Origin of the sequence: Streptomyces sp. NBC_00259 (assembly GCF_036181745.1) — a bacterium.
GTDB classification, from domain to species: domain Bacteria; phylum Actinomycetota; class Actinomycetes; order Streptomycetales; family Streptomycetaceae; genus Streptomyces; species Streptomyces pratisoli.
Map to the genome: position 1 here is coordinate 6,748,776 of NZ_CP108080.1, position 20,416 is coordinate 6,769,191.

Annotated in this window: 16 protein-coding genes; 10 read left to right on the forward strand and 6 right to left on the reverse strand. The window is 72.2% G+C overall.

Annotated elements, in window-relative coordinates:
* Positions 1–27: 27 nt before the first annotated feature.
* Positions 28–1,056, forward strand: a complete 1,029-nt coding sequence (locus OG766_RS30300; RefSeq protein WP_266386533.1) for a bile acid:sodium symporter family protein — start codon at positions 28–30, stop codon at positions 1,054–1,056.
* A 155-nt stretch (positions 1,057–1,211) separates the two neighbouring features.
* The gene (locus OG766_RS30305) at positions 1,212–3,140 is read left to right on the forward strand and encodes a LamG-like jellyroll fold domain-containing protein (protein WP_266386531.1); all 1,929 of its coding nucleotides are present in this window, start codon (positions 1,212–1,214) and stop codon (positions 3,138–3,140) included.
* Positions 3,141–3,217: 77 nt separating this feature from the next.
* On the opposite strand, the gene fdhD is transcribed toward OG766_RS30305, so the two are convergent.
* Genes fdhD through OG766_RS30330 form a run of 5 tightly spaced genes read right to left on the reverse strand, consistent with a single transcriptional unit; the run spans position 3,218 to position 9,634 of the window.
* Positions 3,218–4,057 (reverse strand): formate dehydrogenase accessory sulfurtransferase FdhD, encoded by an 840-nt coding sequence (fdhD, locus tag OG766_RS30310; protein WP_266386529.1) that lies wholly within the window; start codon positions 4,055–4,057, stop codon positions 3,218–3,220.
* A gap of 5 nt (positions 4,058–4,062) precedes the next feature.
* Positions 4,063–4,923, reverse strand: coding sequence for a 2Fe-2S iron-sulfur cluster-binding protein (locus OG766_RS30315; RefSeq protein WP_266386527.1), 861 nt, complete (start codon positions 4,921–4,923; stop codon positions 4,063–4,065).
* A complete protein-coding gene (locus OG766_RS30320; protein ID WP_266386524.1) occupies positions 4,920–6,728 on the reverse strand; it encodes an NADH-ubiquinone oxidoreductase-F iron-sulfur binding region domain-containing protein in 1,809 nt (602 codons plus the stop codon). The genes OG766_RS30315 and OG766_RS30320 overlap by 4 nt, the downstream gene beginning before the upstream one ends.
* Positions 6,729–6,734: 6 nt before the next feature.
* On the reverse strand, positions 6,735–8,666 hold the full coding sequence (locus tag OG766_RS30325; RefSeq protein ID WP_266386521.1) for a molybdopterin oxidoreductase family protein: 1,932 nt from the start codon (positions 8,664–8,666) through the stop codon (positions 6,735–6,737).
* Positions 8,663–9,634 (reverse strand): 2-dehydropantoate 2-reductase, encoded by a 972-nt coding sequence (locus OG766_RS30330; protein ID WP_266386518.1) that lies wholly within the window; start codon positions 9,632–9,634, stop codon positions 8,663–8,665. Before OG766_RS30330 ends, OG766_RS30325 begins: the two co-directional genes overlap by 4 nt.
* Before the next feature lie 164 nt (positions 9,635–9,798).
* Here OG766_RS30330 and OG766_RS30335 point away from each other — a divergent pair, with 164 nt between their 5' ends.
* The 4 genes from OG766_RS30335 (at position 9,799) to OG766_RS30350 (ending at position 14,675) form a co-directional block, all read left to right on the forward strand.
* On the forward strand, positions 9,799–10,155 hold the full coding sequence (locus OG766_RS30335) for a VOC family protein (protein WP_266386515.1): 357 nt from the start codon (positions 9,799–9,801) through the stop codon (positions 10,153–10,155).
* A gap of 176 nt (positions 10,156–10,331) precedes the next feature.
* The gene (locus OG766_RS30340; RefSeq protein ID WP_266386511.1) at positions 10,332–11,276 is read left to right on the forward strand and encodes a beta-ketoacyl-ACP synthase III; all 945 of its coding nucleotides are present in this window, start codon (positions 10,332–10,334) and stop codon (positions 11,274–11,276) included.
* A gap of 70 nt (positions 11,277–11,346) precedes the next feature.
* Positions 11,347–12,021: a GntR family transcriptional regulator gene (locus OG766_RS30345; protein WP_266386509.1), complete on the forward strand. Its 675-nt coding sequence runs from the start codon at positions 11,347–11,349 to the stop codon at positions 12,019–12,021.
* 50 nt (positions 12,022–12,071) lie between these two features.
* Positions 12,072–14,675 carry a SpoIIE family protein phosphatase gene (locus OG766_RS30350; protein WP_443045566.1) on the forward strand — a complete coding sequence of 868 codons (2,604 nt, stop codon included), beginning with the start codon at positions 12,072–12,074 and terminating at the stop codon, positions 14,673–14,675.
* A gap of 136 nt (positions 14,676–14,811) precedes the next feature.
* Here OG766_RS30350 and OG766_RS30355 read toward each other — a convergent pair whose 3' ends face one another.
* Complete coding sequence (locus OG766_RS30355) at positions 14,812–15,666, reverse strand: NAD(P)H-binding protein (RefSeq protein ID WP_266386507.1); 855 nt, start codon at positions 15,664–15,666, stop codon at positions 14,812–14,814.
* A gap of 192 nt (positions 15,667–15,858) precedes the next feature.
* Here OG766_RS30355 and OG766_RS30360 point away from each other — a divergent pair, with 192 nt between their 5' ends.
* The 4 genes from OG766_RS30360 to OG766_RS30375 all read left to right on the forward strand — a co-directional run bounded on the left by OG766_RS30360 (position 15,859) and on the right by OG766_RS30375 (position 20,294).
* Positions 15,859–16,158 (forward strand): hypothetical protein, encoded by a 300-nt coding sequence (locus tag OG766_RS30360; protein WP_266386505.1) that lies wholly within the window; start codon positions 15,859–15,861, stop codon positions 16,156–16,158.
* Between the two features lie 192 nt (positions 16,159–16,350).
* Positions 16,351–17,532: an ROK family transcriptional regulator gene (locus tag OG766_RS30365; RefSeq protein ID WP_266388721.1), complete on the forward strand. Its 1,182-nt coding sequence runs from the start codon at positions 16,351–16,353 to the stop codon at positions 17,530–17,532.
* Positions 17,533–17,730: 198 nt separating this feature from the next.
* Positions 17,731–19,266 carry a sugar ABC transporter ATP-binding protein gene (locus OG766_RS30370; protein ID WP_266386502.1) on the forward strand — a complete coding sequence of 512 codons (1,536 nt, stop codon included), beginning with the start codon at positions 17,731–17,733 and terminating at the stop codon, positions 19,264–19,266.
* Positions 19,263–20,294: an ABC transporter permease gene (locus OG766_RS30375; protein WP_266386499.1), complete on the forward strand. Its 1,032-nt coding sequence runs from the start codon at positions 19,263–19,265 to the stop codon at positions 20,292–20,294. The genes OG766_RS30370 and OG766_RS30375 overlap by 4 nt, the downstream gene beginning before the upstream one ends.
* Positions 20,295–20,416: the final 122 nt, after the last annotated feature.

Sequence of the window (20,416 nt, forward strand, 5' to 3'; positions counted from 1 at the left end):
GACCTGAACCGAGAGCAAGTGGAGCACATGAGCCGCCGCACCCCCCTTCGACCGCCGTCCTGGCTGCCGGTCGACGCCTACATCCTCGCGCTGCTCGCCACCGTGCTCCTCGCGGCGCTGCTCCCCGCGTCCGGAGCGGCGGCCACGGTCACCGACGGAGCCGCCACCGGGGCGGTCGCGCTGCTCTTCTTCCTCTACGGCGCGCGGCTGTCGACCCGCGAGGCGATGGACGGACTGCGGCACTGGCGACTGCATCTGACCGTGCTGGCCGCCACGTTCGTCCTCTTCCCGCTGCTCGGACTGGCGGCCGGGGGACTGGTCCCCGCCGTCCTCACCCCGCCGCTGTACGGCGGACTCCTCTTCCTGTGCCTCGTGCCGTCCACCATCCAGTCGTCGATCGCGTTCACCTCGATGGCCCGCGGCAACGTGCCCGCGGCGATCTGCGCCGGCTCCTTCTCCAGCCTCGCCGGGATCCTCCTCACCCCCCTGCTGGCCGCGCTGCTCCTCGGGCAGGGTGCCGGCGGCTTCTCGGCGGACTCCCTGCTGAAGATCGTGCTCCAGCTGCTGGTGCCGTTCCTGTCGGGACAGCTGCTGCGCCGCTGGATCGGCGGCTTCCTCGGCCGGCACAGGAGGCTCCTCGGATACGTCGACCGCGGCTCGATCCTGCTCGTCGTCTACACCGCCTTCAGCGAAGGCATGATCGCCGGCATCTGGCACCAGGTCACCCCCGTGCGGCTGGGCGCGCTGCTCCTCGTGGAGGCGGTGCTCCTGGCCGTGATGCTCAGCCTGACCTGGTACGCGTCCAAGCGGCTCGGCTTCGTACGCGCCGACCGGATCGCGATCCAGTTCGCCGGCTCCAAGAAGAGCCTGGCGGCCGGGCTGCCGATGGCGAGCGTCCTCTTCGGCGCGCAGGCGAGCCTCGCCGTGCTGCCGTTGATGCTCTTCCACCAGATGCAGTTGATGGTGTGCGCCGTCATCGCCAAACGGCGGGCGAACGACCCGCAGCCGATGGCGCCCGCGCCGGAACGGACACCGGCGCGCGCCTCCGCCCGCTGAGTTCCCCTTCCCCGATCCGCTCGCGCGGCCTTCCCCGGGTCCGTTCACACAGTCTTCTTCCCGGCGTTGCCGATGTGGCGGGGTGTGACATGTGACGCGCGCATAGCGTCCCGGTCGTCACGAGGGACCAGGACGGGAACAAGGGGTGGGGAAGCATGTCCAGTCAGCTCCAGGGGCCGGACCGGGACGTTCCGGCGACGGACGGCACACGCGGGACCAGCCGGAGGACCGTGCTCCGGGCGGCCGGTGTCGCGGGAGCGGCGACCGCCGCCGCCGGGCTCACCGGCACGGCCGCGGCCGCGGCGCCCGCCGCGGGGCCCGCGTCTGCTCCCGCGGCGACGTCCGACAACGTTGCCGGATGGCGGACCGACCCCGACAGCCCCCGGTTCACGCTCGCCGTCATGCCCGACACCCAGTACCTCTTCGACGGTGCGAGCATCCACAAGGAGCCCGTCGAGGCGGCGCTGCGCCACGTACTGGACCACGCCCGCGACGAGAACATCGTGTTCCTGTCCCATCTGGGCGACCTCACCGAGAACGGCCGGGCGGAGGAACTCGCCCCGCTCGGCGAGGCGTTCCGGATCCTGGACCGGCGCGGCGCCGGCTACAGCGTCCTCGCCGGGAACCACGACATCGACTCCCGGACCGACGACCAGCGCGGCCGCACCCCCTACCTCGACGCCTTCGGACCGCAGCGGCTGCGCGGGCTGCGCACCTTCGGCGGCGCCTCGCCGGACGGCTACAACACGTACCACCGCTTCCGTGCCGCGGGCCGCACCTGGCTCGTGCTGGCGCTGGACTGGCGGCCGTCAGCCGCCGGGATCGCCTGGGCGAAGAACGTCATCGCCCAGCACCCGAGGACACCCGTCGTCCTCACGACCCATGAGCTCGTGTACGCCGACACCGCCGGCGAGGAGGCACGGCTCTCCGGCTTCGGGCAGCACCTGTGGGACGAGCTCATCGAGAGCCACGACCAGATCTTCCTCGCCCTGGGCGGACACTTCTGGCCGGCCGCCCGCACCGTCCGGACGAACGCCGCCGGCAACGACGTCCATCTGCACGTCACCAACTACCAGGACCGCTACTTCGGCGGCAGCGCGATGATCCGCCTCTACCGCTTCGACCTGTCCCGGAAAACCATCGACGTCTCCACGTTCTCCCCCTGGCTCCTCGCCAAGGAGAAGTCCGGCCGGCTCAACGCCCTGGAGCGGCGCGAGCTCGAACTCACCGACGCCGACAACTCCTTCTCCGTACCCGTCGACTTCGAGAAGCGCTTCGCCGGCTTCGCACCCCTCACCCCGCGCCGCCCCCGCCCCGCCGAGCGCATGCTGCTCCCCGGCACCGTCGCGTACTGGCGCTTCGACAGCGGCCGGCCCGACGGCTCCGCCGCGGACGAGGACCTCCGCGTCCGCGACCTCTCCGGCCACGGCAACGACCTGATCCGCACCGCCGTCCCCGGCAGCCCCGCCGACGCCCTGCGCTGGTCCGGCCGGCACCACCCCGACCAGCCCGGCCACGGCAGCCTCTTCCTCGACGGCTCGAAGCCCCCGCTGCGCGGCGCCTGTCTGCGCACCGTGCCGGGCGCGCCCCTCGACACCCAGACATTCCGGTCCGGTTGCACCATCGAGGCGTTCTTCATGCTGCCCGACGACTGGACGAGCTCCCGCAACGCCTGGTCGGCGCTGCTCAGCCGCCAGGGCACCCTCGGCGCGGCCGGGAAGACCGGCGACCCCGAGGAGCCCGTGGTCACCCTCTCCCTCTCCGACGGGCACGCCCTCCAGTGGGCCGCCGCGCCCCTCGACCAGAAGGGACTCGTCACGAACTGGAGCCATGAACTCCCGCTCGGCACCTGGTGGCACGCCGCCGTCGTCAACGACGGCCGCCGCACCACGATGTACGTCGACGGCTGCCCGGTCGCCCGCAACCCCGCCACCTCCACCCAGGGCCTGACCACCCTCGGACTGTCCTGGCTGCTCGGCGGCTACGAGTACGGCGGCAGGCTCGACCAGCTCTTCCGCGGCTGGATCGGCGACGTCCGCATCACCGGGCGCGCCCTGCCCACCGGCGCGTTCATGAACGCCTAGACGCACCGGTCCGCAGCGTCGTCGACGCGGGTAAGGACCCGGCCGGCGCAGGGGGCGCTCCCCGCCGGCCGGGTCCGTCACACCCCCGAGCGAAGGGCGAGACGTTCCTCACCCGCGTACACGTTCATGTCCGGGCCGCGCAGAAAGCCGACCAGCGTCAGCCCGGTCTCGGCCGCCAGGTCGACGGCCAGGGACGAGGGCGCGGAGACGGCCGCGAGCACCGGGATCCCCGCCATCACCGCCTTCTGCGCCAGTTCGAACGACGCACGGCCCGACACCAGCAGGATCGCCCGGGACAGCGGCAGCAGATCCTCGCGCAGTGCCCTGCCGACGAGCTTGTCGACGGCGTTGTGCCGGCCGACGTCCTCACGGACGTCGAGCAGTTCGCCGTCCTCCGAGAACAGCGCCGCCGCGTGCAGCCCGCCGGTCCGGTCGAAGACCCGCTGCGCGGCCCGGAGCCGGTCGGGGAGGCCGGACAGCAGCGCGGGCTCGACCCGGACCGGCGGAGTGTCGGCGATGGGGAAGCGGGTCGTGGTGCGTACCGCGTCGAGGCTGGCCTTGCCGCACAGGCCGCACGACGACGTCGTGTACACATGGCGTTCCAGGGTGATGTCCGGTACCGGAACACCCGGCGCGAGCTGCACGTCGACCACGTTGTACGTGTTCGTACCGTCGTCCTTGGCGCCCGCGCAGTACACGATCGACCGCACCTCGGCCGCAGAGCCGATCACGCCCTCGCTGACGAGGAACCCGGCCGCGAGTGCGAAGTCGTCGCCGGGCGTGCGCATGGTGATCGCCAGCGGCCGGCCGTTCAGCCGGATCTCCAGCGGCTCCTCGGCGACGAGTGTGTCCGGCCGGGCCGTCACCGCACCGTTCCTGATCCGGATGGTGCGGCGGCGCTCGGTGACCCGTCCCATGATGATCAGTCCCGATTCTGTACGTGGGCGAAGCCGAAGCGGCCCTTGATGCAGAGGTTGCCGTGGGTCACCGGGTTGTCGTGCGGCGAGGTGACCTTGACGATGTCATTGTCCTGCACGTGCAGGGTCACATTGCACCCCACACCGCAGTAGGCGCACACCGTCGTCGTCTCCGTCTGCGCCGACTCGTCCCAGGTACCCGCCGCACGCATGTCGAACTCGGACTTGAACGACAGCGCGCCGGTCGGGCACACCTCGATGCAGTTGCCGCAGTACACACACGCGGAGTCGGTGAGCGGGGCCGCGTGCTCGGTGGAGATCCGGGCGTCGAAGCCGCGGCCCGCGACGGCGATCGCGAAGGTGTTCTGCCACTGCTCGCCACAGGCGTCGACGCACTTGTAGCAGAGGATGCACTTGCCGTAGTCGCGCACGTACAGCTCGTTGTCGACCTTCGGGTCCTCCTCGACCCGGGCCGCGTCCGGGCCGAACCGGCCGGGCTCGGCCCCGTACTCCTCGATCCATCCGGCGACGCCGGGCGTCGTCGACATGTCGACCGAGGAGGCGAGCAGTTCCAGGACGACCTTGCGGCTGTGCCGGGTGCGCTCGCTGTCCGTGCGCACGCTCATGCCGGGCTCGGCACGGCGGGAGCAGGCAGGGGCGAGCGTCCGCGCGCCCTCGACCTCGACGACACACACCCGGCAGGCGTTCTTCGGCGTGAGCGTGTCGCCCTGGCACAGCGTCGGCACGTCCTTGCCCTCGGCCCGGCAGGCGTCGAGGATGGTGGACCCCTCCGGGGCCCTGACGGTCTCGCCGTCCAGGGTGAACTCGACGAGACGGCGCGGCAGTCCCAGCGGTACGGCGGTCATGCGTACGCCCCCAGACGGTCGATGGCGGACTCCACGGCGTTCCACGCGGTCTGCCCGAGACCGCAGATCGAGGCGTCCCGCATGGCACGGCCCACCTCCCGGAGCAGGGCGATGTCGTCGACGGCCGCCGCGCCCGTGCGGTCGGCGATCCGGCGCAGCGCCTCCTCCTGCCGGACGGTGCCCACCCGGCAGGGCACGCACTGCCCGCACGACTCGTCGCGGAAGAACTCCGCGATGCGCAGCAGGATCCGGGGAAGCTCGACCCGGTCGTCCAGGACGAGGACGACACCCGAGCCGAGGGTCGTGCCGGCCGCCCGGGTCCCCTCGAAGGTGAGGGGGATGTCCATCTCGTCGGGCCGTACGAAACCGCCGGCCGCGCCGCCGAGCAGCACGGCCCGCATCCGCTCCGGCTTCCCGGCGAGTTCGAGGAGGTCGCCGAGGGTGGCGCCGAACGGCAGCTCGTACACGCCGGGCCGCGACACGCTGCCCGAGACACAGAACAGTTTCGTCTCGGCGGCGGCGAAGGCCTCCGCCCCCCGGGTGAGGACCGGCAGGACGTTGACGAGCGTCTCGACGTTGTTCGCCGCGGTGGGCTTGCCGAACAGGCCCTTCTCCACCGGGAACGGGGGCTTGGAGCGCGGCTCGCCCCGGTACCCCTCGATCGAGTTGAACAGCGCGGTCTCCTCACCGCAGATGTACGCGCCCGCGCCGCGCCGGATCTCGATGTCGAAGGCGTAGCCCTGTCCGAGGACGTCGTCGCCGAGCAGGCCCCGGGCGCGAGCCTGGGTGAGGGCGTTCTCCAGCAGGCCGAGAGCCCGCGGATACTCGCCGCGCAGATACAGATAGCCCCGGTGCGCGCCCACCGCGTAGCCCGCGACGGTCATCGCCTCGACGACGGCGTACGGGTCGCCCTCCATGACCACGCGGTCCTTGAACGTGCCGGGTTCGGACTCGTCGGCGTTGCACACGAGATAGTGCGGGCCGTCGGGCTGGGAGGCGGTCGCCTGCCACTTGCGCCCGGTGGGAAACGCCGCCCCGCCCCGTCCGACCAGGCCCGACTCGGTCACCTCACGGATCACCGCGGCCGGCCCGAGCGCGAACGCCCGGCGCAGCGCCGTGTACCCGCCGTGCGCCCGGTAGTCGTCCAGGCTGTACGGGTCCACGGCCCCGACCCGGCGCAGCAGCACCAGCCCGTCCTGCCCGGCCTGCGGAACGGCGTCCGCGGCAACCGGCTCCGGGCCCGCGTCCGCGGGAGCGCGCGCCGCCTCCGCGACGGCCCCGGCGGCCGCGGGGGCGACGACGGCGGTCACCGGGGACTCGCCCGCGCGCACCACCAGTGCCGCCGGAGCCCGTTCGCACAACCCCAGGCAGGGGCTCCGCTCGAAGGACACCCCGGCCGCCTCCAGTCCCGCGCACACCCGGTCCGCGCCGCGGGCCGCGCACGCCAGGTCCGTACACGCGTGGACGACCGTCGTGGGGCGGGGCCGCAGGGAGAACATCGAGTAGAACGTCGCCACCCCGTAGGCCTCCGCCGGGGGCACCATGAGCCGGCGGCACAGATACGCCAGCGCCCCCTCGCTGATCCAGCCCACCCGGTCGTTCACCGCGTGCAGCCCCGGCAGCAGCAGATCGCGCCGCTCCCGCGCCGCGTGGCCGCCGCGCGCCCATCGCAGGTCCTTCTCGCTGCGGCCGGAGCCGTCGCTGCCGGGGCCCGCGTCCCACGCCGAGACGGGCGGCCCGAGCAGCGTGTCCACCGCGGCCCGTTCCTCGTCGGTCGGCCTGCTGTCGCCGAAGTGCAGATCCACGGTGCCTCAGCTCCCCACCCGCAGCTTCTCGATCCGTATCGCCGAGGCCTTGAACTCGGCCGTGCCCGCGATCGGGCAGTTCGCCTCGATCGTCAGCTGGTTGGTGTCGACCTCGTCGGGAAAGTGCATCGTCATGAAGGCGAGCCCGGGCCGCAGCGCGGTGTCCACCCACACCGGTGCCACCACCGAACCGCGCCGCGAGGTCACCTTGACCCGCTCGCCGACGACGACGCCGTAGCGCTCCGCGTCCTCCGGGCACAGCTCCACGTACTCGCCGCGCCGCAGCGGTGAGGCGAAACTCCCGCTCTGCACCCCGGTGTTGTACGAGTCGAGCCGGCGTCCCGTCGTCAGCCGGATCGGATAGCGCTCATCGGTCAGATCCACCGGCGGATCGTGCTCGACGAGCCCGAACGGCGCGCGCCGGCCCCGAGCGGCCGGGTCCGCCTCCCACAGCCGTCCGTGCAGGAAGCTCGACGGCAGCCGTTCGAGGTCGGGGCAGGGCCACTGCAGGCCCTGGTGTTCCTCCAGCCGTTCGTAGGTCATCCCGAAGTGGTCGGGGGACAGGGCCCGCAGTTCGTTCCACACGGCCTCGGCGCCGGCGAACTTCCAGTCGTGACCGAGCCGATGTGCCATGTCACACAGGATGTCGATGTCCTCGCGTGCCTCGCCCGGAGCAGTCACCGCCGCCCGCACCCGCTGGACACGCCGTTCGCTGTTGGTGGTGGTCCCGTCGGTCTCCGCCCAGGCGGCGGTCGCCGGCAGCACCACGTCCGCCATCTCCGCCGTCCTGGTCAGGAAGATGTCCTGGACGACGAGATGGTCGAGGGCGGCGAGGCGGCGGATCGCCTGTTCGCTGTCGGCCTCGGACTGGGCCGGGTTCTCGCCGATGCAGTAGACCGCCCGCAGCCCGCCCTCCTCCATCGCCTCGAACATGTCGGTGAGTGTCAATCCGTACCGTGGCTGGATGGCCGTGTCCCAGGCGGTCTCGAACTTCGCCCGGTGGGCCGGGTCGAGGATGTCCTGGAAGCCGGGCAGCCGGTTGGGGATCGCACCCATGTCACCGCCGCCCTGCACGTTGTTCTGCCCGCGCAGCGGCTGCACCCCGGAGCCGTAGCGGCCCACGTGCCCGGTGAGCAGGGCCAGGTTGATGAGCGCGCGGACGTTGTCGGTGCCGTTGTGGTGCTCGGTGATGCCCAGGGTCCAGCACAGCTGGGCCCGTTCGGCCCGGGCGTAGGCGTGGGCCAGTTCCCGGATCGCCGCGGCGGGGACCCCGGTGACTTTCTGGGCCGCGGTCAGGGTCCAGGGCTGGACCAGTGCCGCGTACTCCTCGAACCCGGTCGTGGCGCGCTCCACGAAGGCCCGGTTGACCAGCTCCGCGTGGATGATCTCGCGGCCGACGGCGTGCGCGAGCGGGATGTCCGTGCCGACGTCGAGGCCCAGCCAGCTCTCGGCCCAGGCGGCGGTGGAGGTGCGGCGCGGATCGACCGCGTACATCCGCGCCCCGTTGTGTATCCCGCGCAGCACGTGCTGGAAGAAGATCGGGTGCGCGAAGCGGGCGTTGGAGCCCCACATCACGATGACGTCGGTGTGTTCCACCTCCGCGTAGGAGGAGGTGCCGCCGCCGGAGCCGAAGGCGGCGGAGAGTCCGGCGACGCTCGGGGCGTGGCAGGTCCGGTTGCAGGAGTCGACGTTGTTGGTGCCCATCACCACGCGGGTGAACTTCTGCGCCACGTAGTTCATCTCGTTGGTGGCGCGTGCGCAGGAGAGCATGGCGAAGGAGTCGGGACCGTGCTCCTGGCGGGTCCGGCGGAAGCCGTCCGCCGCCCGGTCCAGTGCCTCCTCCCAACTCGCCCTGCGCAGCGGGCCGTTCTTCGTGTCACGGACGAGCGGATGGGTGAGCCGGGTGTAGTTCTGTTTCGTTCGCTCTCGCTTCTTCACGCTGCGCTCCTCGTCGCCAGCAGGTCCGAGATGGCGGCCACCGTGCGCAGGGTGGGCACCGGCACCGCGGTGATCCCGGCGAGTTCCACGACGGCGGCGAGCAGTACGTCGAGCTCCAGGGGTTTGCCCTTCTCCAGGTCCTGGAGCGTGGAGGTGCGGTGGTCGCCCACCCGCTCGGCGCCCGCGAGGCGCCGCTCGACGGAGATGGCGGGCCGGCAGCCGAGGGCCGCGGCGACCTGCAGCGTCTCGGTCATCATCTGTTCGATGACCTCGCGGGTGGTGCGGTGCCGGCACATCTCCCGCATCGTCGCCCGGGTGAGGGCGCTGATCGGGTTGAAGGAGATGTTGCCGAGCAGTTTGATCCAGATGTCGTTGCGCAGGTCCGGTTCCACCGGGCACTTCAGGCCGCCGGCCCGCATCGCCTCGCTGAACTCCCGGCAGCGCCCGGACAGGGAGCGGTCCGGCTCGCCGACCGAGAAGCGGGTGCCTTCGAGATGGCGGACAACCCCCGGGCCCGCCAGCTCGGTCGCCGCGTACACGACGCAGCCGACGGCCCGTTCGGGGGCGAGGACGGCGCTGACCGTCCCGCCCGGGTCGACGCTTTCGATGCGCTGTCCGTCGTAGGGGCCGCCGTGCCGGTGGAAGTACCACCAGGGGATGCCGTTCTGGGCGGCGACGATCGTGGTGCCGTCCTTCAGCAGCGGCTCGATCAGCGGCCCGCACGCCGCGTACGAGTTGGCCTTCAGGCCCAGGAACACATGGTCGACCGGGCCGATGTCGGCCGGCCGGTCCGTGGCGTGGACGCGCGCGGTGTGGTCGCCGCGCGGGCTGAGCACGCGGACGCCGTGCTGCTTCATGGCCGCCAGATGCGGGCCGCGGGCGATGAGATGGACGTCGGCTCCGGCGCGCGTCAGCGCGGCTCCGACGTAGGCGCCGATCGCACCGGCGCCGACGACTGCGACTTTCACGTGAGGCTCTCCGTTCGGTCGAGGGAACCGAGAAACGGGGCGACAGAGACAGGCTGAACGGTGTCGAACTGTGTCGACGATATATTGTCTACAGTATGGATTTGCCGCCGACAAGGCGTGTGGCAGCGTGGAGAGGACAGCCCGTCGGACGACAGGAGCCAGTGATGGCCGGGGAGATCTCGTTCTTCGAACTCGGGGTGGACGATCCCGTGAAGGCCCGTACCTTCTACGGGAACCTCTTCGGCTGGACCTTCGAGGAGGTGCCCACCGGAACCGGCTTCGCGATCACCACACCCTCCGTCCCCGGCGGAGTCCACGGCGCCGACGCCGAGGCCACTCCGTACCTCTTCTTCAAGGTCGACGATCTTGAGGAAGCCCTGGAACGGATCGTCGAACTGGGCGGTACGGTCGAGGGCCCCGACACCGAGGGCGAGGAGAGCGTCGCGCGCTTCGGCCGCTTCCGCTTCTGCCGTGACGACCAGGGCTCGCCGTTCGGGGTGCACCAGCCCCCGGCGAGCTGAGCGGACCCTTCCGGGCAGGAGGCGCCGGCGCGATGATCGCCGCCTCCAGACCGAGGCGCTGACCGGAAGCTCCAAGACGAGAGGGTGAATCCTGTCGGTTCGGCCGCCCTGCTACCCACCGGTCGCTGACGAGACTGGACAGCTCCTGATCTCGACAGCAAGGGGGGTGCCCGGGCATGACCGGCACTCGTATCGCCGCGCTCGGGCACTACCAGCCCGCCAAGGTGCTCACGAACGACGAGCTGGCGGCGAGGGTCGACACCAGCGACGAATGGATCACCAGCCGGGTCGGCATCAGGACCCGCCATGTCGCGGGCCCCACCGAACCGGTGGACGAACTGGCCGCCCATGCCGCCGCGAAGGCCCTCGCCGCCGCCGGGCTGACGCCCGCCGACATCGACCTCGTGCTCGTCGCCACCTCCACCGCCATCGACCGCTCCCCGAACACCGCGGCCCGGGTCGCCGCCCGGCTCGGCATGGGATCCCCCGCGGTCATGGACCTCAACGTCGTCTGCGCGGGGTTCACCCACGCCCTCGCCACCGCCGACCACGCCGTACGCGCCGGCTCCGCCACCCGCGCGCTCGTCATCGGCGCCGACAAGATGACCGACGTCACCGACTGGAGCGACCGCACCACCTGCGTCCTCGTCGGCGACGGGGCCGGTGCCGCGGTCGTGGAGGCGTGCGACGACCACGAGGCGGGCATCGGGCCCGTGCTGTGGGGCTCCGTCCCGGAGATGGGGAACGCCGTACGGATCGAGGGCACCCCGCCCCGCTTCGCCCAGGAGGGCCAGGCCGTCTACCGCTGGGCCACCACCCAGCTCCCGCCGATCGCCCGCCAGGTCTGCGAGCGGGCCGGAATCACCCCCGAGGACCTCGCCGCCGTCGTCCTGCACCAGGCCAATCTGCGGATCATCGAGCCCGTCGCCCGCCGGATCGGCGCGGTGAACGCGGTCGTCGCCCGCGACGTCGTGGAATCCGGCAACACCTCGGCCGCCTCGATCCCCATGGCCCTGTCCAAGCTCGTCGAACGCGGCGATGTCGCTCCCGGCGCGCCCGCGCTGCTCTTCGGCTTCGGCGGGAATCTGTCCTACGCGGGACAGGTGATCCGCTGCCCCTGAGGGAATGCGCTCGGTAGACTGTAGACGATAACCAATTGGTGTCGTAGCTCCGAGGACAGAGGGGGACCCGATGTTGTCCGCAGGACTGCCGCAGGGCGCCGTGCCCAGGCTGGAGCGGCCCGGCCCGCTGCGCGAGCGCGTCTACGAGGCGCTGCTCGAGCTCATCACCACCCGCGCACTGCAGCCCGGCCAGCATCTCGTCGAGAGCGAACTCGCAGGTCACCTCGGTGTGTCCCGGCAGCCCGTACGGGAGGCGCTGCAGCGGCTCAACACCGAGGGATGGGTCGATCTGCGCCCCGCCCAGGGCGCGTTCGTCCATGAGCCCACCGAGGAGGAGGCCGACCAGCTGCTGTCGGTCCGTACCCTCCTGGAGGCCGAGGCCGCCCGGCTCGCCGCCGCCAACTCCGGCTCGGCCGGCATCGCGGCACTCGAAGAGCTCTGCGCCAAGGGAGAGCGGGCCGTCGCCGACGACGACGTGGACCTGGCGGTGTCGACCAACGCCGCCTTCCACGCCAAGGTGATGGAACTCGCCGGCAATGTCGTGCTCGCCGAACTGGCCGGCCAGGTCGACCGGCGCGTCCGCTGGTACTACACCCCCGTCGCCCGGCAGCGCGGCAAGCAGTCCTGGATCGAGCACCGGGAGCTGATCGCCGCCATCTCGGCACGCGACGAGCAGCGCGCCACCGAGGTCATGCGGGCCCACACCGAACACACCCGCAGGACCTACCACCAGCGCGAGGCCTGAGGCCCGCCCGCCCCACGGCCCGCGGCGGCGCCGGAGCGGGCCGGCTGAAGGTGCGCTCCCGGGCGGCCGGGGCGCATCCTTACTGTGTGACCTGGTACGGCGCGGCCAGGCCCGGCACGCGCACGGAGCGCGGGCCGCAGAGCGGGACGAGCGGCGGCGCGGTCCACAACCTGGACGAGCTCGGCCTGGTGCTCGCCGAGGCCGCGGTCAAGGCGATCGGCGCCGTGGGCGGCTACGCCGGTGGGGTGTACCTGCGCTCGAAGGCCTCGAACCTGCTGCGGCTCGCCGTGCTCGTCGGACTGCCCGGCGAACTGATGCGACCGTGGTGGCGCATGCATGTGAACCGGCCCTTCCCGGTGGCCGAGTGCCATCGCAGGTCCCAGCCCATCCACCTCGCCGACGGCGAGGAGGCCATGCAGCGCTTCCCGCAACTCATGGCCGGCCTGCCCTTCCCGTTCGGCTCGCTCTACGCCCCGGTCACCTGCGGCGACGATCGATTCGGGGTACTCGTGGCGCTGCGCCCCGCCACCCCGGGGCAGCCGGTCGGCGAAGCCGACCGCCGCCGCATCACCGACGCGGGCCTGCGGCTCGGCGCCGACCTCGGCGAACTCCAGGACACCGGCACCCCCGTGCTGTGGGAGTGGGAGCCGGTCGTCGTCCACGCTCCCGACGCCCAGACCCCCGGAACCGCCGTCCGCCCCGTACGGATCGGCAGGTTCGACTGGGACCTCGGCAGCGGATCGCTCACCGCCGACGAGGAACTCTGCGCCATCCTCGGCATCGACTCCCCGGGATTCACCGGCACCATCGACGCACTCGCCGAGAGCGTCGTGCCCGAGGACGCGTACCAGCTGTGGGCCATGGCCCGCGAAGCGGCCCGGCACGAACGGCCGGTCGTGCGCCGGATACGGCTGCACCACCTCGAAGGCCCGCCGCTCCTGGTGGAACTGGCGGGCCGTCCCGCGCACCAGCCCTCCGGCACCGCGGCGTGCCGGATCACCGGATCACTCATCGACCTCGGCGCCGGAATGATCGCTGGAGAGGCCGGGGACCGTCTTCCCGACGGCCTCTTCGCCCTCGACCGGGCCTGCCGCATCACCTATGTCAATCGCGTCGCCGAGAAGCTGATCGGCACCAACCGCCACGATCTCGTCGGCCGGGTGCTGTGGGAAGCCGTGCCCTGGCTCGACTCGCCCGCCTACGCGGACTACTACCGGGCGGCGCTGCTCTCCCACTCCGCCGTCGAGTTCCAGGCCGGCCGGGGCCAGGACGACTGGTTCACGCTCACCCTCTTCCCCGGCCACCAGGGCGTGACCGGCACGGTCGTCGCCGCCGAACGCCCCGACTACACCCCGGGTTCCGTCAGCCACCCGGGTGCGGGCATCGGCACCTTCGCCTCGCCCGCCGACCGGGCCAGCGCCCTGTACCGGCCGGTCGCCCTGGCCATCGCCCTGACGGAGGCCGTCACCGCCCGCCAGGTCTCCGCGGTCGTCACCGAGGAACTGCTGCCCGCGTTCGGCGGCCGGCAACTGGCCATCTACGTCCTGCACGAACGCCATCTCTATCTGGCCTGGGAGACCGGCTTCCCGGCCGGCTTCCTCGAACCCTTCGACGGCGTGGGCCTGGACGCGCGCATTCCCGGCGTCGAAACCCTCACCACCGGCCGCCCGATCTTCTTCGAGTCCATGGACACACTGGCCGCCGCCTACCCCGGGCTCGCGATCGACGCCTCCGTCGGTGCCCGGGCCTTCCTGCCGCTCATCGCCTCCGGCCGCCCCGTCGGCTCCTGCATCCTCGGCTTCGACCACCCGCGCGGCTTCGCACCCGAGGAACGCACCGTCCTCACCGCCCTCGCCGGACTCATCGCCCAGGCCCTCGAACGCGCACAGCGCTACGACAGCGAATCCGCCCTGGCCCGCGGCCTCCAGGACGCCCTCCTCCCGCACCGGCTGCCCGTCATCAGGAACGTGGAGACCGCCGGCCGCTACCTCCCCGGCACCCAGGGCATGGACGTCGGCGGCGACTGGTACGACGTCATCGAGACCGACCGCGGGCTCGCCCTCGTCATCGGCGACGTCCAGGGCCACGGGGTGTCCGCCGCCGCCATCATGGGGCAACTGCGCAGCGCCGTACGGGCGTTCGCCCTGGCCGGCCGGGAGCCCGACGAGGTCATGTCCGGGACCAACCGGCTGCTCATCGACCTCGACCCGGCACAGTTCGCCACCTGCTGCTACGTACGGCTCGACCCGGCGACCGGCGCGGCCCAGGCCGTGCGCGCCGGACACCCGCAGCCGCTGCTGCGCAGACCGGGCGGCAGGACCGAGGTGCTGGACCTCCCCGGCGGCATCGTCCTCGGCGTCGACCCGGAGGAGGCGTATCCCGTCTCCGAACTCACCCTGGAGCCCGGGGCGGTGCTGGCCCTCTACACCGACGGGCTCATCGAGGAGGCGGGCACCGACATCGACGCCGGGATCGAGCGGCTGCGCTCCACCCTCTCCAGGGTCAGCGGGATCACCATCGCCGACACCGCCGACCGCCTCATCCGTGAGGCGCGGCACGCCAAGGACCGGCCCGACGACATCGCGCTGCTGCTCACCGCCCGCTGGACCGGGCGGGAGGCCGGCCGGACCCTGGCAGACCCGGGCGGATCCTGACGGCCCGGCGCAGGAGCGAGGGCCCGGCGAACGAACGACGGCGCTTCTCCGGAGCGACGGCGCGGCGCAGGAGCGGCGGCCCGGCGCAGGAACGACGGCGCTCCTCCGGAACCGCGGCCACCTCAGGGGCGCGGTCTCACATACGGAACGCGGCCGCACCCCGGAAGGCGTCGGCGTGCGCCTGCGCCCACTGCGCGAACGTCCGCGGCGGGCGGCCCGTCAGATCGCCGACGGCCGGCAGCACCGGCGACTCGTCCAGCGTCCCCTCGGCGAAGAAGCCGAAGAACGCGTCGACGTACTCGACCGGCATCCGGGCCTCCATCACGGCCCGTGCCTCCTCGTCCGACAGCGCCTCGAAGCGCAGCGTCCGGCCGAGCACCTCGCCGAGGATCCGCGCCCGGTCGGCGGGCAGCAGCGCCTCAGGACCGGACAGCGTGTAGGCCCGGCCCTCGTGACCGGACCCCGTCAGCGCGAGAGCAGCGACGGCGGCGATGTCGCGGGGGTCGACGACGGCGCTGCGGGCACCGGCGAACGGGGCGCGCACGGTGTCGCTCCCGGCGCGCAGCGCCTCCGCCCACTCCAGGGTGTTCGACATGAACGAGAACGGGCGCAGAAACGTCCACGGCAGTCCCGACTCCCTGACCGCCGACTCCGCCTCGGTCATGTAGCGGGTCACGGCGTTCGACGTGTCACCGTCGGGCACCGAGGCGCCGGACAGCAGCACGACCCGCTCGACCCCGGCCGCGCGCATGGCGGCGAGCGACTCATGCGCCTGCTGGTGGCCGGGCATCATGAAGACGGCCCGTACGCCGTCGAGCGCGGCCGCCACCGAATCGGCGCTGTTCAGATCCCCTGACACTCCCTCAGCGCCCGTGGGCAGATCCGCCGAGGCCGCGGACCGGCTGAACGCCCGCACCGGTGCTCCCGCCCGGGCCAGCGCGCTCACCAGCTCGGAGCCGACATGGCCCGTGGCGCCGGTCACCAGAATCATGCGGGTTCCCTCCACCTGCGGCCGGGCACTCCCACCCAGTCTCACGCCGGGCCGTGGCGCCCGCCACCCGGTGCCATCGGAGCGGCCGCCCCGGCGTGCCCGGCGCGGCGTGCGGGGAGCGGCCGGGCGGGGCACGCTGGTCCTGGGGCTGCCGGCCGCCCGGCGCAGGGCCGTGGAGGAAGGGGAGCTGCGATGTTCGCGAGACTGAGCAGGTACCAGGGGTCGCCCGTCCCCGCCGAGGGCGATCTGTCGGCGCATGCGGAAGCGGTCGTCAAGCGGATACGGGGACTTCCCGGGTTCCTCGGCGTGTACTACTTCGTCGAGCGGGCGACCGGCAAGGCCGTGTCGCTGACCCTGTGGGAGGACGAGCAGACCATGCAGGCGAGCGAGGAGCGGGCCGACCGGATCCGGGTGGAGACCGCACACAGGGAAGGCCAGCGCATCGTCTCCGTCGAGCGCTACGAAGTGGGGTTCAGCCACCTCGTCCCCTGAGCCGGTGCCGGGCCGTCAGCGCCTGCCCTCCCACGGCTTTGTCCTGGGTGTGGAGAAAGTTGTAGTGGATTGCTGCTCAACTTCTTCCCACTCGGGGAAAGCGCTGCTAGGTTCCCCTCGAAAGCCCGACGGAAGCGGCTGACTGGGGTTCCCCATGCAGATGTTCAGGGGAGGGAGGGGCGCGTGAGACGCATGACGGCTCGACCGGCCAACGCGCACCAGGCGCGACTTCTGCGGCTGTTGCGTGACGGCGGTCCCAACTCCCGTGCCCAGCTGGGCGATCAGGTCGACCTCTCCCGTTCCAAGCTCGCCGTCGAGGTCGACCGGCTGCTCGAGACCGGGCTGGTCGTCGCGGACGGTCTCGCCGCCTCCCGTGGCGGCCGCCGTTCGCACAACATCCGGCTCGCCCCGAACCTGCGCTTCCTCGGCGTCGACATCGGAGCCACCTCCGTCGATGTCGCCGTCACCAATGCCGAACTGGAGGTCCTCGGCCACCTCAACCACCCGATGGACGTCCGCGAAGGCCCGGTCGCCGTCTTCGAGCAGGTCCTCGCCATGGCCGCCAAGCTGAAGGCCTCCGGCCTCGCCGAGGGCTTCGACGGCGCGGGCATCGGCGTACCGGGACCCGTCCGCTACCCCGAAGGCGTCCCCGTCGCTCCACCGATCATGCCCGGCTGGGACGGCTTCCCGGTCCGCGAGGCACTCAGCCAGGAACTCGGCTGCCCGGTCATGGTCGACAACGACGTGAACCTGATGGCGATGGGGGAGCAGCACGCGGGCGTCGCACGCTCCGTCGGCGACTTCCTCTGCATCAAGATCGGTACGGGTATCGGCTGCGGCATCGTCGTCGGCGGCGAGGTCTACCGGGGTACGACCGGCAGCGCCGGCGACATCGGCCACATCCAGGTCGAGGCCGGCGGACGTCCCTGCGCCTGCGGCAACAAGGGCTGCCTGGAAGCCCACTTCAGCGGTGCCGCGCTCGCCCGCGACGCCGAGGACGCGGCCCGCACCGGACGGTCGCCGGAGCTCGCCGCACGGCTGGACACGGCGGGCAGGCTCACCGCCGCCGACGTCGCCACGGCGGCCGCGGCCGGCGACTCCACCTCACTCGACCTGATCCGCGAGGGCGGCAACCGGGTCGGCCAGGTCATCGCCGGACTCGTCAGCTTCTTCAACCCGGGCCTCGTGGTGATCGGCGGCGGGGTCACCGGACTCGGCCACACCCTGCTCGCCAGCGTCCGCACCCAGGTCTACCGGCAGTCACTGCCGCTGGCCACCGGCAATCTCCCCATCGTGCTGGGCGAACTGGGCCCCACCGCCGGCGTCATCGGCGCGGCCCGCCTCATCAGCGACCACCTGTTCTCCCCCGCCTGATCAACACCGGCGGCCCATGGCCGTCCGTTCCGCACGGGGCTCCGGACGAAGGCCCGGGGAAGGAACGGACGGGCACGAGCCACCCGGGATCCCGCACCTGACGGCACCACCGTCCCGTCACCTGACGGCACCACCCGCACCGCGCACTGGTCATCAGCCCTGCTCGCTCACCGGCCGCACCCGCCGAGGGGATCCGCCATGGCACCAGAACCACCCGCACCCCCCGCACCACCCCTGCTCACCATGTCCGGCATCACCAAGTCCTTCCCCGGCGTCCGTGCCCTCGACGGGGTGGACCTGGACGTCCAGGCCGGCGAGGTCCACTGCCTCCTCGGCCAGAACGGTGCCGGGAAGTCCACCCTCATCAAGGTGCTCGCCGGAGCCCACCAGCCCGACGACGGACAGATCACCTGGCGCGGCGAACCCGTCGCGCTGAAGTCGCCCATCGCCGCCATGCGCCTCGGCATCGCCACCATCTACCAGGAACTCGACCTGGTGGAGGGCCTGTCGGTCGCCGAGAACGTGTTCCTCGGCCATGAGCCGACCGCCGCCGGGTTCGTCGTCCGCGGCCGGGAGGCCCGGCAGGCCACCACCGCGCTCCTGCGCCGCCTCGGCCACCCCGAGATCGATCCCGCCCGCCCGGTCGGCCGACTCTCCGCCGCCCAGCAGCAGATCGTCTCCATGGCCCGCGCGCTCTCCCACGACGTACGCCTCATCGTCATGGACGAGCCGTCCGCCGCCCTCGACCCCGACGAGACCGACAACCTCTTCCGTATCGTCGCCGGCCTCACCGCCGCAGGCGTCGCCGTCGTCTACATCTCCCACCGGCTGGAGGAGATCCGCCGCATCGGCGACCGCGTCACCGTCCTCAAGGACGGCCGGGCCGTGGCCGGCGGACTGCCCGCCAAGGAGACCCCCACGCGGGACATCGTTGCCATGATGACCGGCCGCAACGTCGAGTACGTCTTCCCCGACCGGCCCACCGCCCCGGCCGGCGGCGCCCCCGTCCTCCGGGTCGAAGGGCTCGCCCGGGACGGCGAGTTCGCGCCCGTCGACCTGGAGCTGCGCCCGGGGGAGATCGTCGGACTCGCCGGTCTCGTCGGCTCGGGACGCTCCGAGATCCTGGAGACCATCTTCGGAGCCCGCCGGCCCACCGCGGGCCGGGTCAGTGTCGACGGCCACGCACTCAAACCCGGCAGCGTACGCTCCGCCGTCCGTGCCGGACTCGGACTCGCACCCGAGGAACGCAAGGCCCAGGGCCTGCTGATGCTGGAATCCGTCACCCGCAACGTGTCGGTGTCCTCCCTCTCCCGCTTCTCCCGCGGCGGCTGGCTCGACCGCGGCGCCGAGCGCCGGGCCGCACAGCGGGCCACCCGGGAGCTGTCGCTGCGCCCCGACAACCCCGACGCCCGTATCCGCACCCTCTCCGGCGGCAACCAGCAGAAGGCGGTCCTCGCCCGCTGGCTGCTGCGCGGCTGCCGTGTCCTGCTGCTGGACGAGCCGACCCGCGGCGTCGACGTCGGCGCCCGCGCCGAGCTGTACGCGGTGATCCGCCGGCTCGCCGACGAAGGGCTCGCCGTCCTCCTCGTCTCCAGCGAGGTGCCCGAAGTACTGGGCCTCGCCGACCGGGTGCTGGTGCTCCGCGAAGGCCGTGTCGTGCACACGGCGCCCGCCGGGGAGCTGGACGAGCACCGTGTACTCGACCTTGTCATGGAAGGGAGCCCGAGCTCATGACGCAGCCCGCCTCCGAGGCCCCGCAGGCACCGCCGCAGGCCCCGGCCACGTCCCCGGCCGCCAAGGGCGGCCGGCCGGCCCTGGGACTGCGCGCCGACATCCGCAACCTGTCGCTGCTCGGCGTCCTCGCCGTGCTCGTCGCGGTCGGCGGCATCACCAAGCCCGACACCTTCCTGGACACCTCCAACCTCCAGCTGGTGCTCACCCAGGCGTCCGTCATCGGCGTCGTCACCGTCGGCATGACCTTCGTCATCACCAGCGGCGGCATCGATCTCTCCGTCGGCGCGATCGTGGCCCTGGCGTCGGTGTGGGCGACGACCCTCGCCACCCAGGAGTACGGCTTCGCGGGCATCCTCTTCACCGCGCTGATCGTCGGCGTCGGCTGCGGCCTGGTGAACGGTCTGCTCATCGCCTACGGCGGCATGGTGCCGTTCATCGCGACCCTCGCCATGCTCGCCTCGGCGCGCGGTCTCGCCCTGCAGATCACCGACGGCAAGACGCAGATCGTGAGCGTGCAGCCGGTGCTCGACCTCGGCGTCCCCGACTCCTATCTGCTCGGCATCCCTCCGCTGGTGCTGGTCTTCGCCGCCGTCACCGTCGTCGGCTGGCTGGTGCTGAACCGGACCACGTTCGGACGCCGCACCGTCGCCGTCGGCGGCAACGCGGAGGCGGCCCGGCTCGCCGGGATCGACGTACGCCGCCAGCGGCTCTACCTGTATCTGCTCTCCGGGCTGTGCTGCGGCATCGCGGCCTTCCTGCTGATCATCCTGTCGGGCTCCGGCCAGAACACCAACGGCAATCTGTACGAGCTCGACGCCATCGCCGCCGCGATCATCGGCGGCACCCTGCTCAGCGGCGGCCGCGGCACCATCGTCGGCTCCGTCCTCGGTGTCCTCGTCTTCACCACCATCACCAACATCTTCGCTCTCAACAATCTGGAGAGCGCCGTCCAGCAGATCGCCAAGGGAGCGATCATCGTGGCCGCCGTCCTGGTCCAGCGCAGCACCTTGCGCAACGGCGAGGCATGACACGGCACATGTGACACCGGGCGTGTGACATTGCGCCCGTGACACCGCGCTCGTGCCGTTGCGTACGTGCCATCGCGTACGTGACACCTCGCACCTTTCGCCCTCGCACTCTTCCTCCTCTC

Bases quoted from the DNA above. Each gene is read 5' to 3' on its own strand.
- OG766_RS30300 (WP_266386533.1), top strand. From the start codon at position 28: ATGAGCCGCCGCACCCCCCTTCGACCGCCGTCCTGGCTGCCGGTCGAC.
- OG766_RS30305 (WP_266386531.1), top strand. From the start codon at position 1,212: ATGTCCAGTCAGCTCCAGGGGCCGGACCGGGACGTTCCGGCGACGGAC.
- fdhD (WP_266386529.1), bottom strand. From the start codon at position 4,057: ATGGGACGGGTCACCGAGCGCCGCCGCACCATCCGGATCAGGAACGGT.
- OG766_RS30315 (WP_266386527.1), bottom strand. From the start codon at position 4,923: ATGACCGCCGTACCGCTGGGACTGCCGCGCCGTCTCGTCGAGTTCACC.
- OG766_RS30335 (WP_266386515.1), top strand. From the start codon at position 9,799: ATGGCCGGGGAGATCTCGTTCTTCGAACTCGGGGTGGACGATCCCGTG.
- OG766_RS30340 (WP_266386511.1), top strand. From the start codon at position 10,332: ATGACCGGCACTCGTATCGCCGCGCTCGGGCACTACCAGCCCGCCAAG.
- OG766_RS30345 (WP_266386509.1), top strand. From the start codon at position 11,347: ATGTTGTCCGCAGGACTGCCGCAGGGCGCCGTGCCCAGGCTGGAGCGG.
- OG766_RS30355 (WP_266386507.1), bottom strand. From the start codon at position 15,666: ATGATTCTGGTGACCGGCGCCACGGGCCATGTCGGCTCCGAGCTGGTG.
- OG766_RS30360 (WP_266386505.1), top strand. From the start codon at position 15,859: ATGTTCGCGAGACTGAGCAGGTACCAGGGGTCGCCCGTCCCCGCCGAG.
- OG766_RS30365 (WP_266388721.1), top strand. From the start codon at position 16,351: ATGACGGCTCGACCGGCCAACGCGCACCAGGCGCGACTTCTGCGGCTG.
- OG766_RS30370 (WP_266386502.1), top strand. From the start codon at position 17,731: ATGGCACCAGAACCACCCGCACCCCCCGCACCACCCCTGCTCACCATG.
- OG766_RS30375 (WP_266386499.1), top strand. From the start codon at position 19,263: ATGACGCAGCCCGCCTCCGAGGCCCCGCAGGCACCGCCGCAGGCCCCG.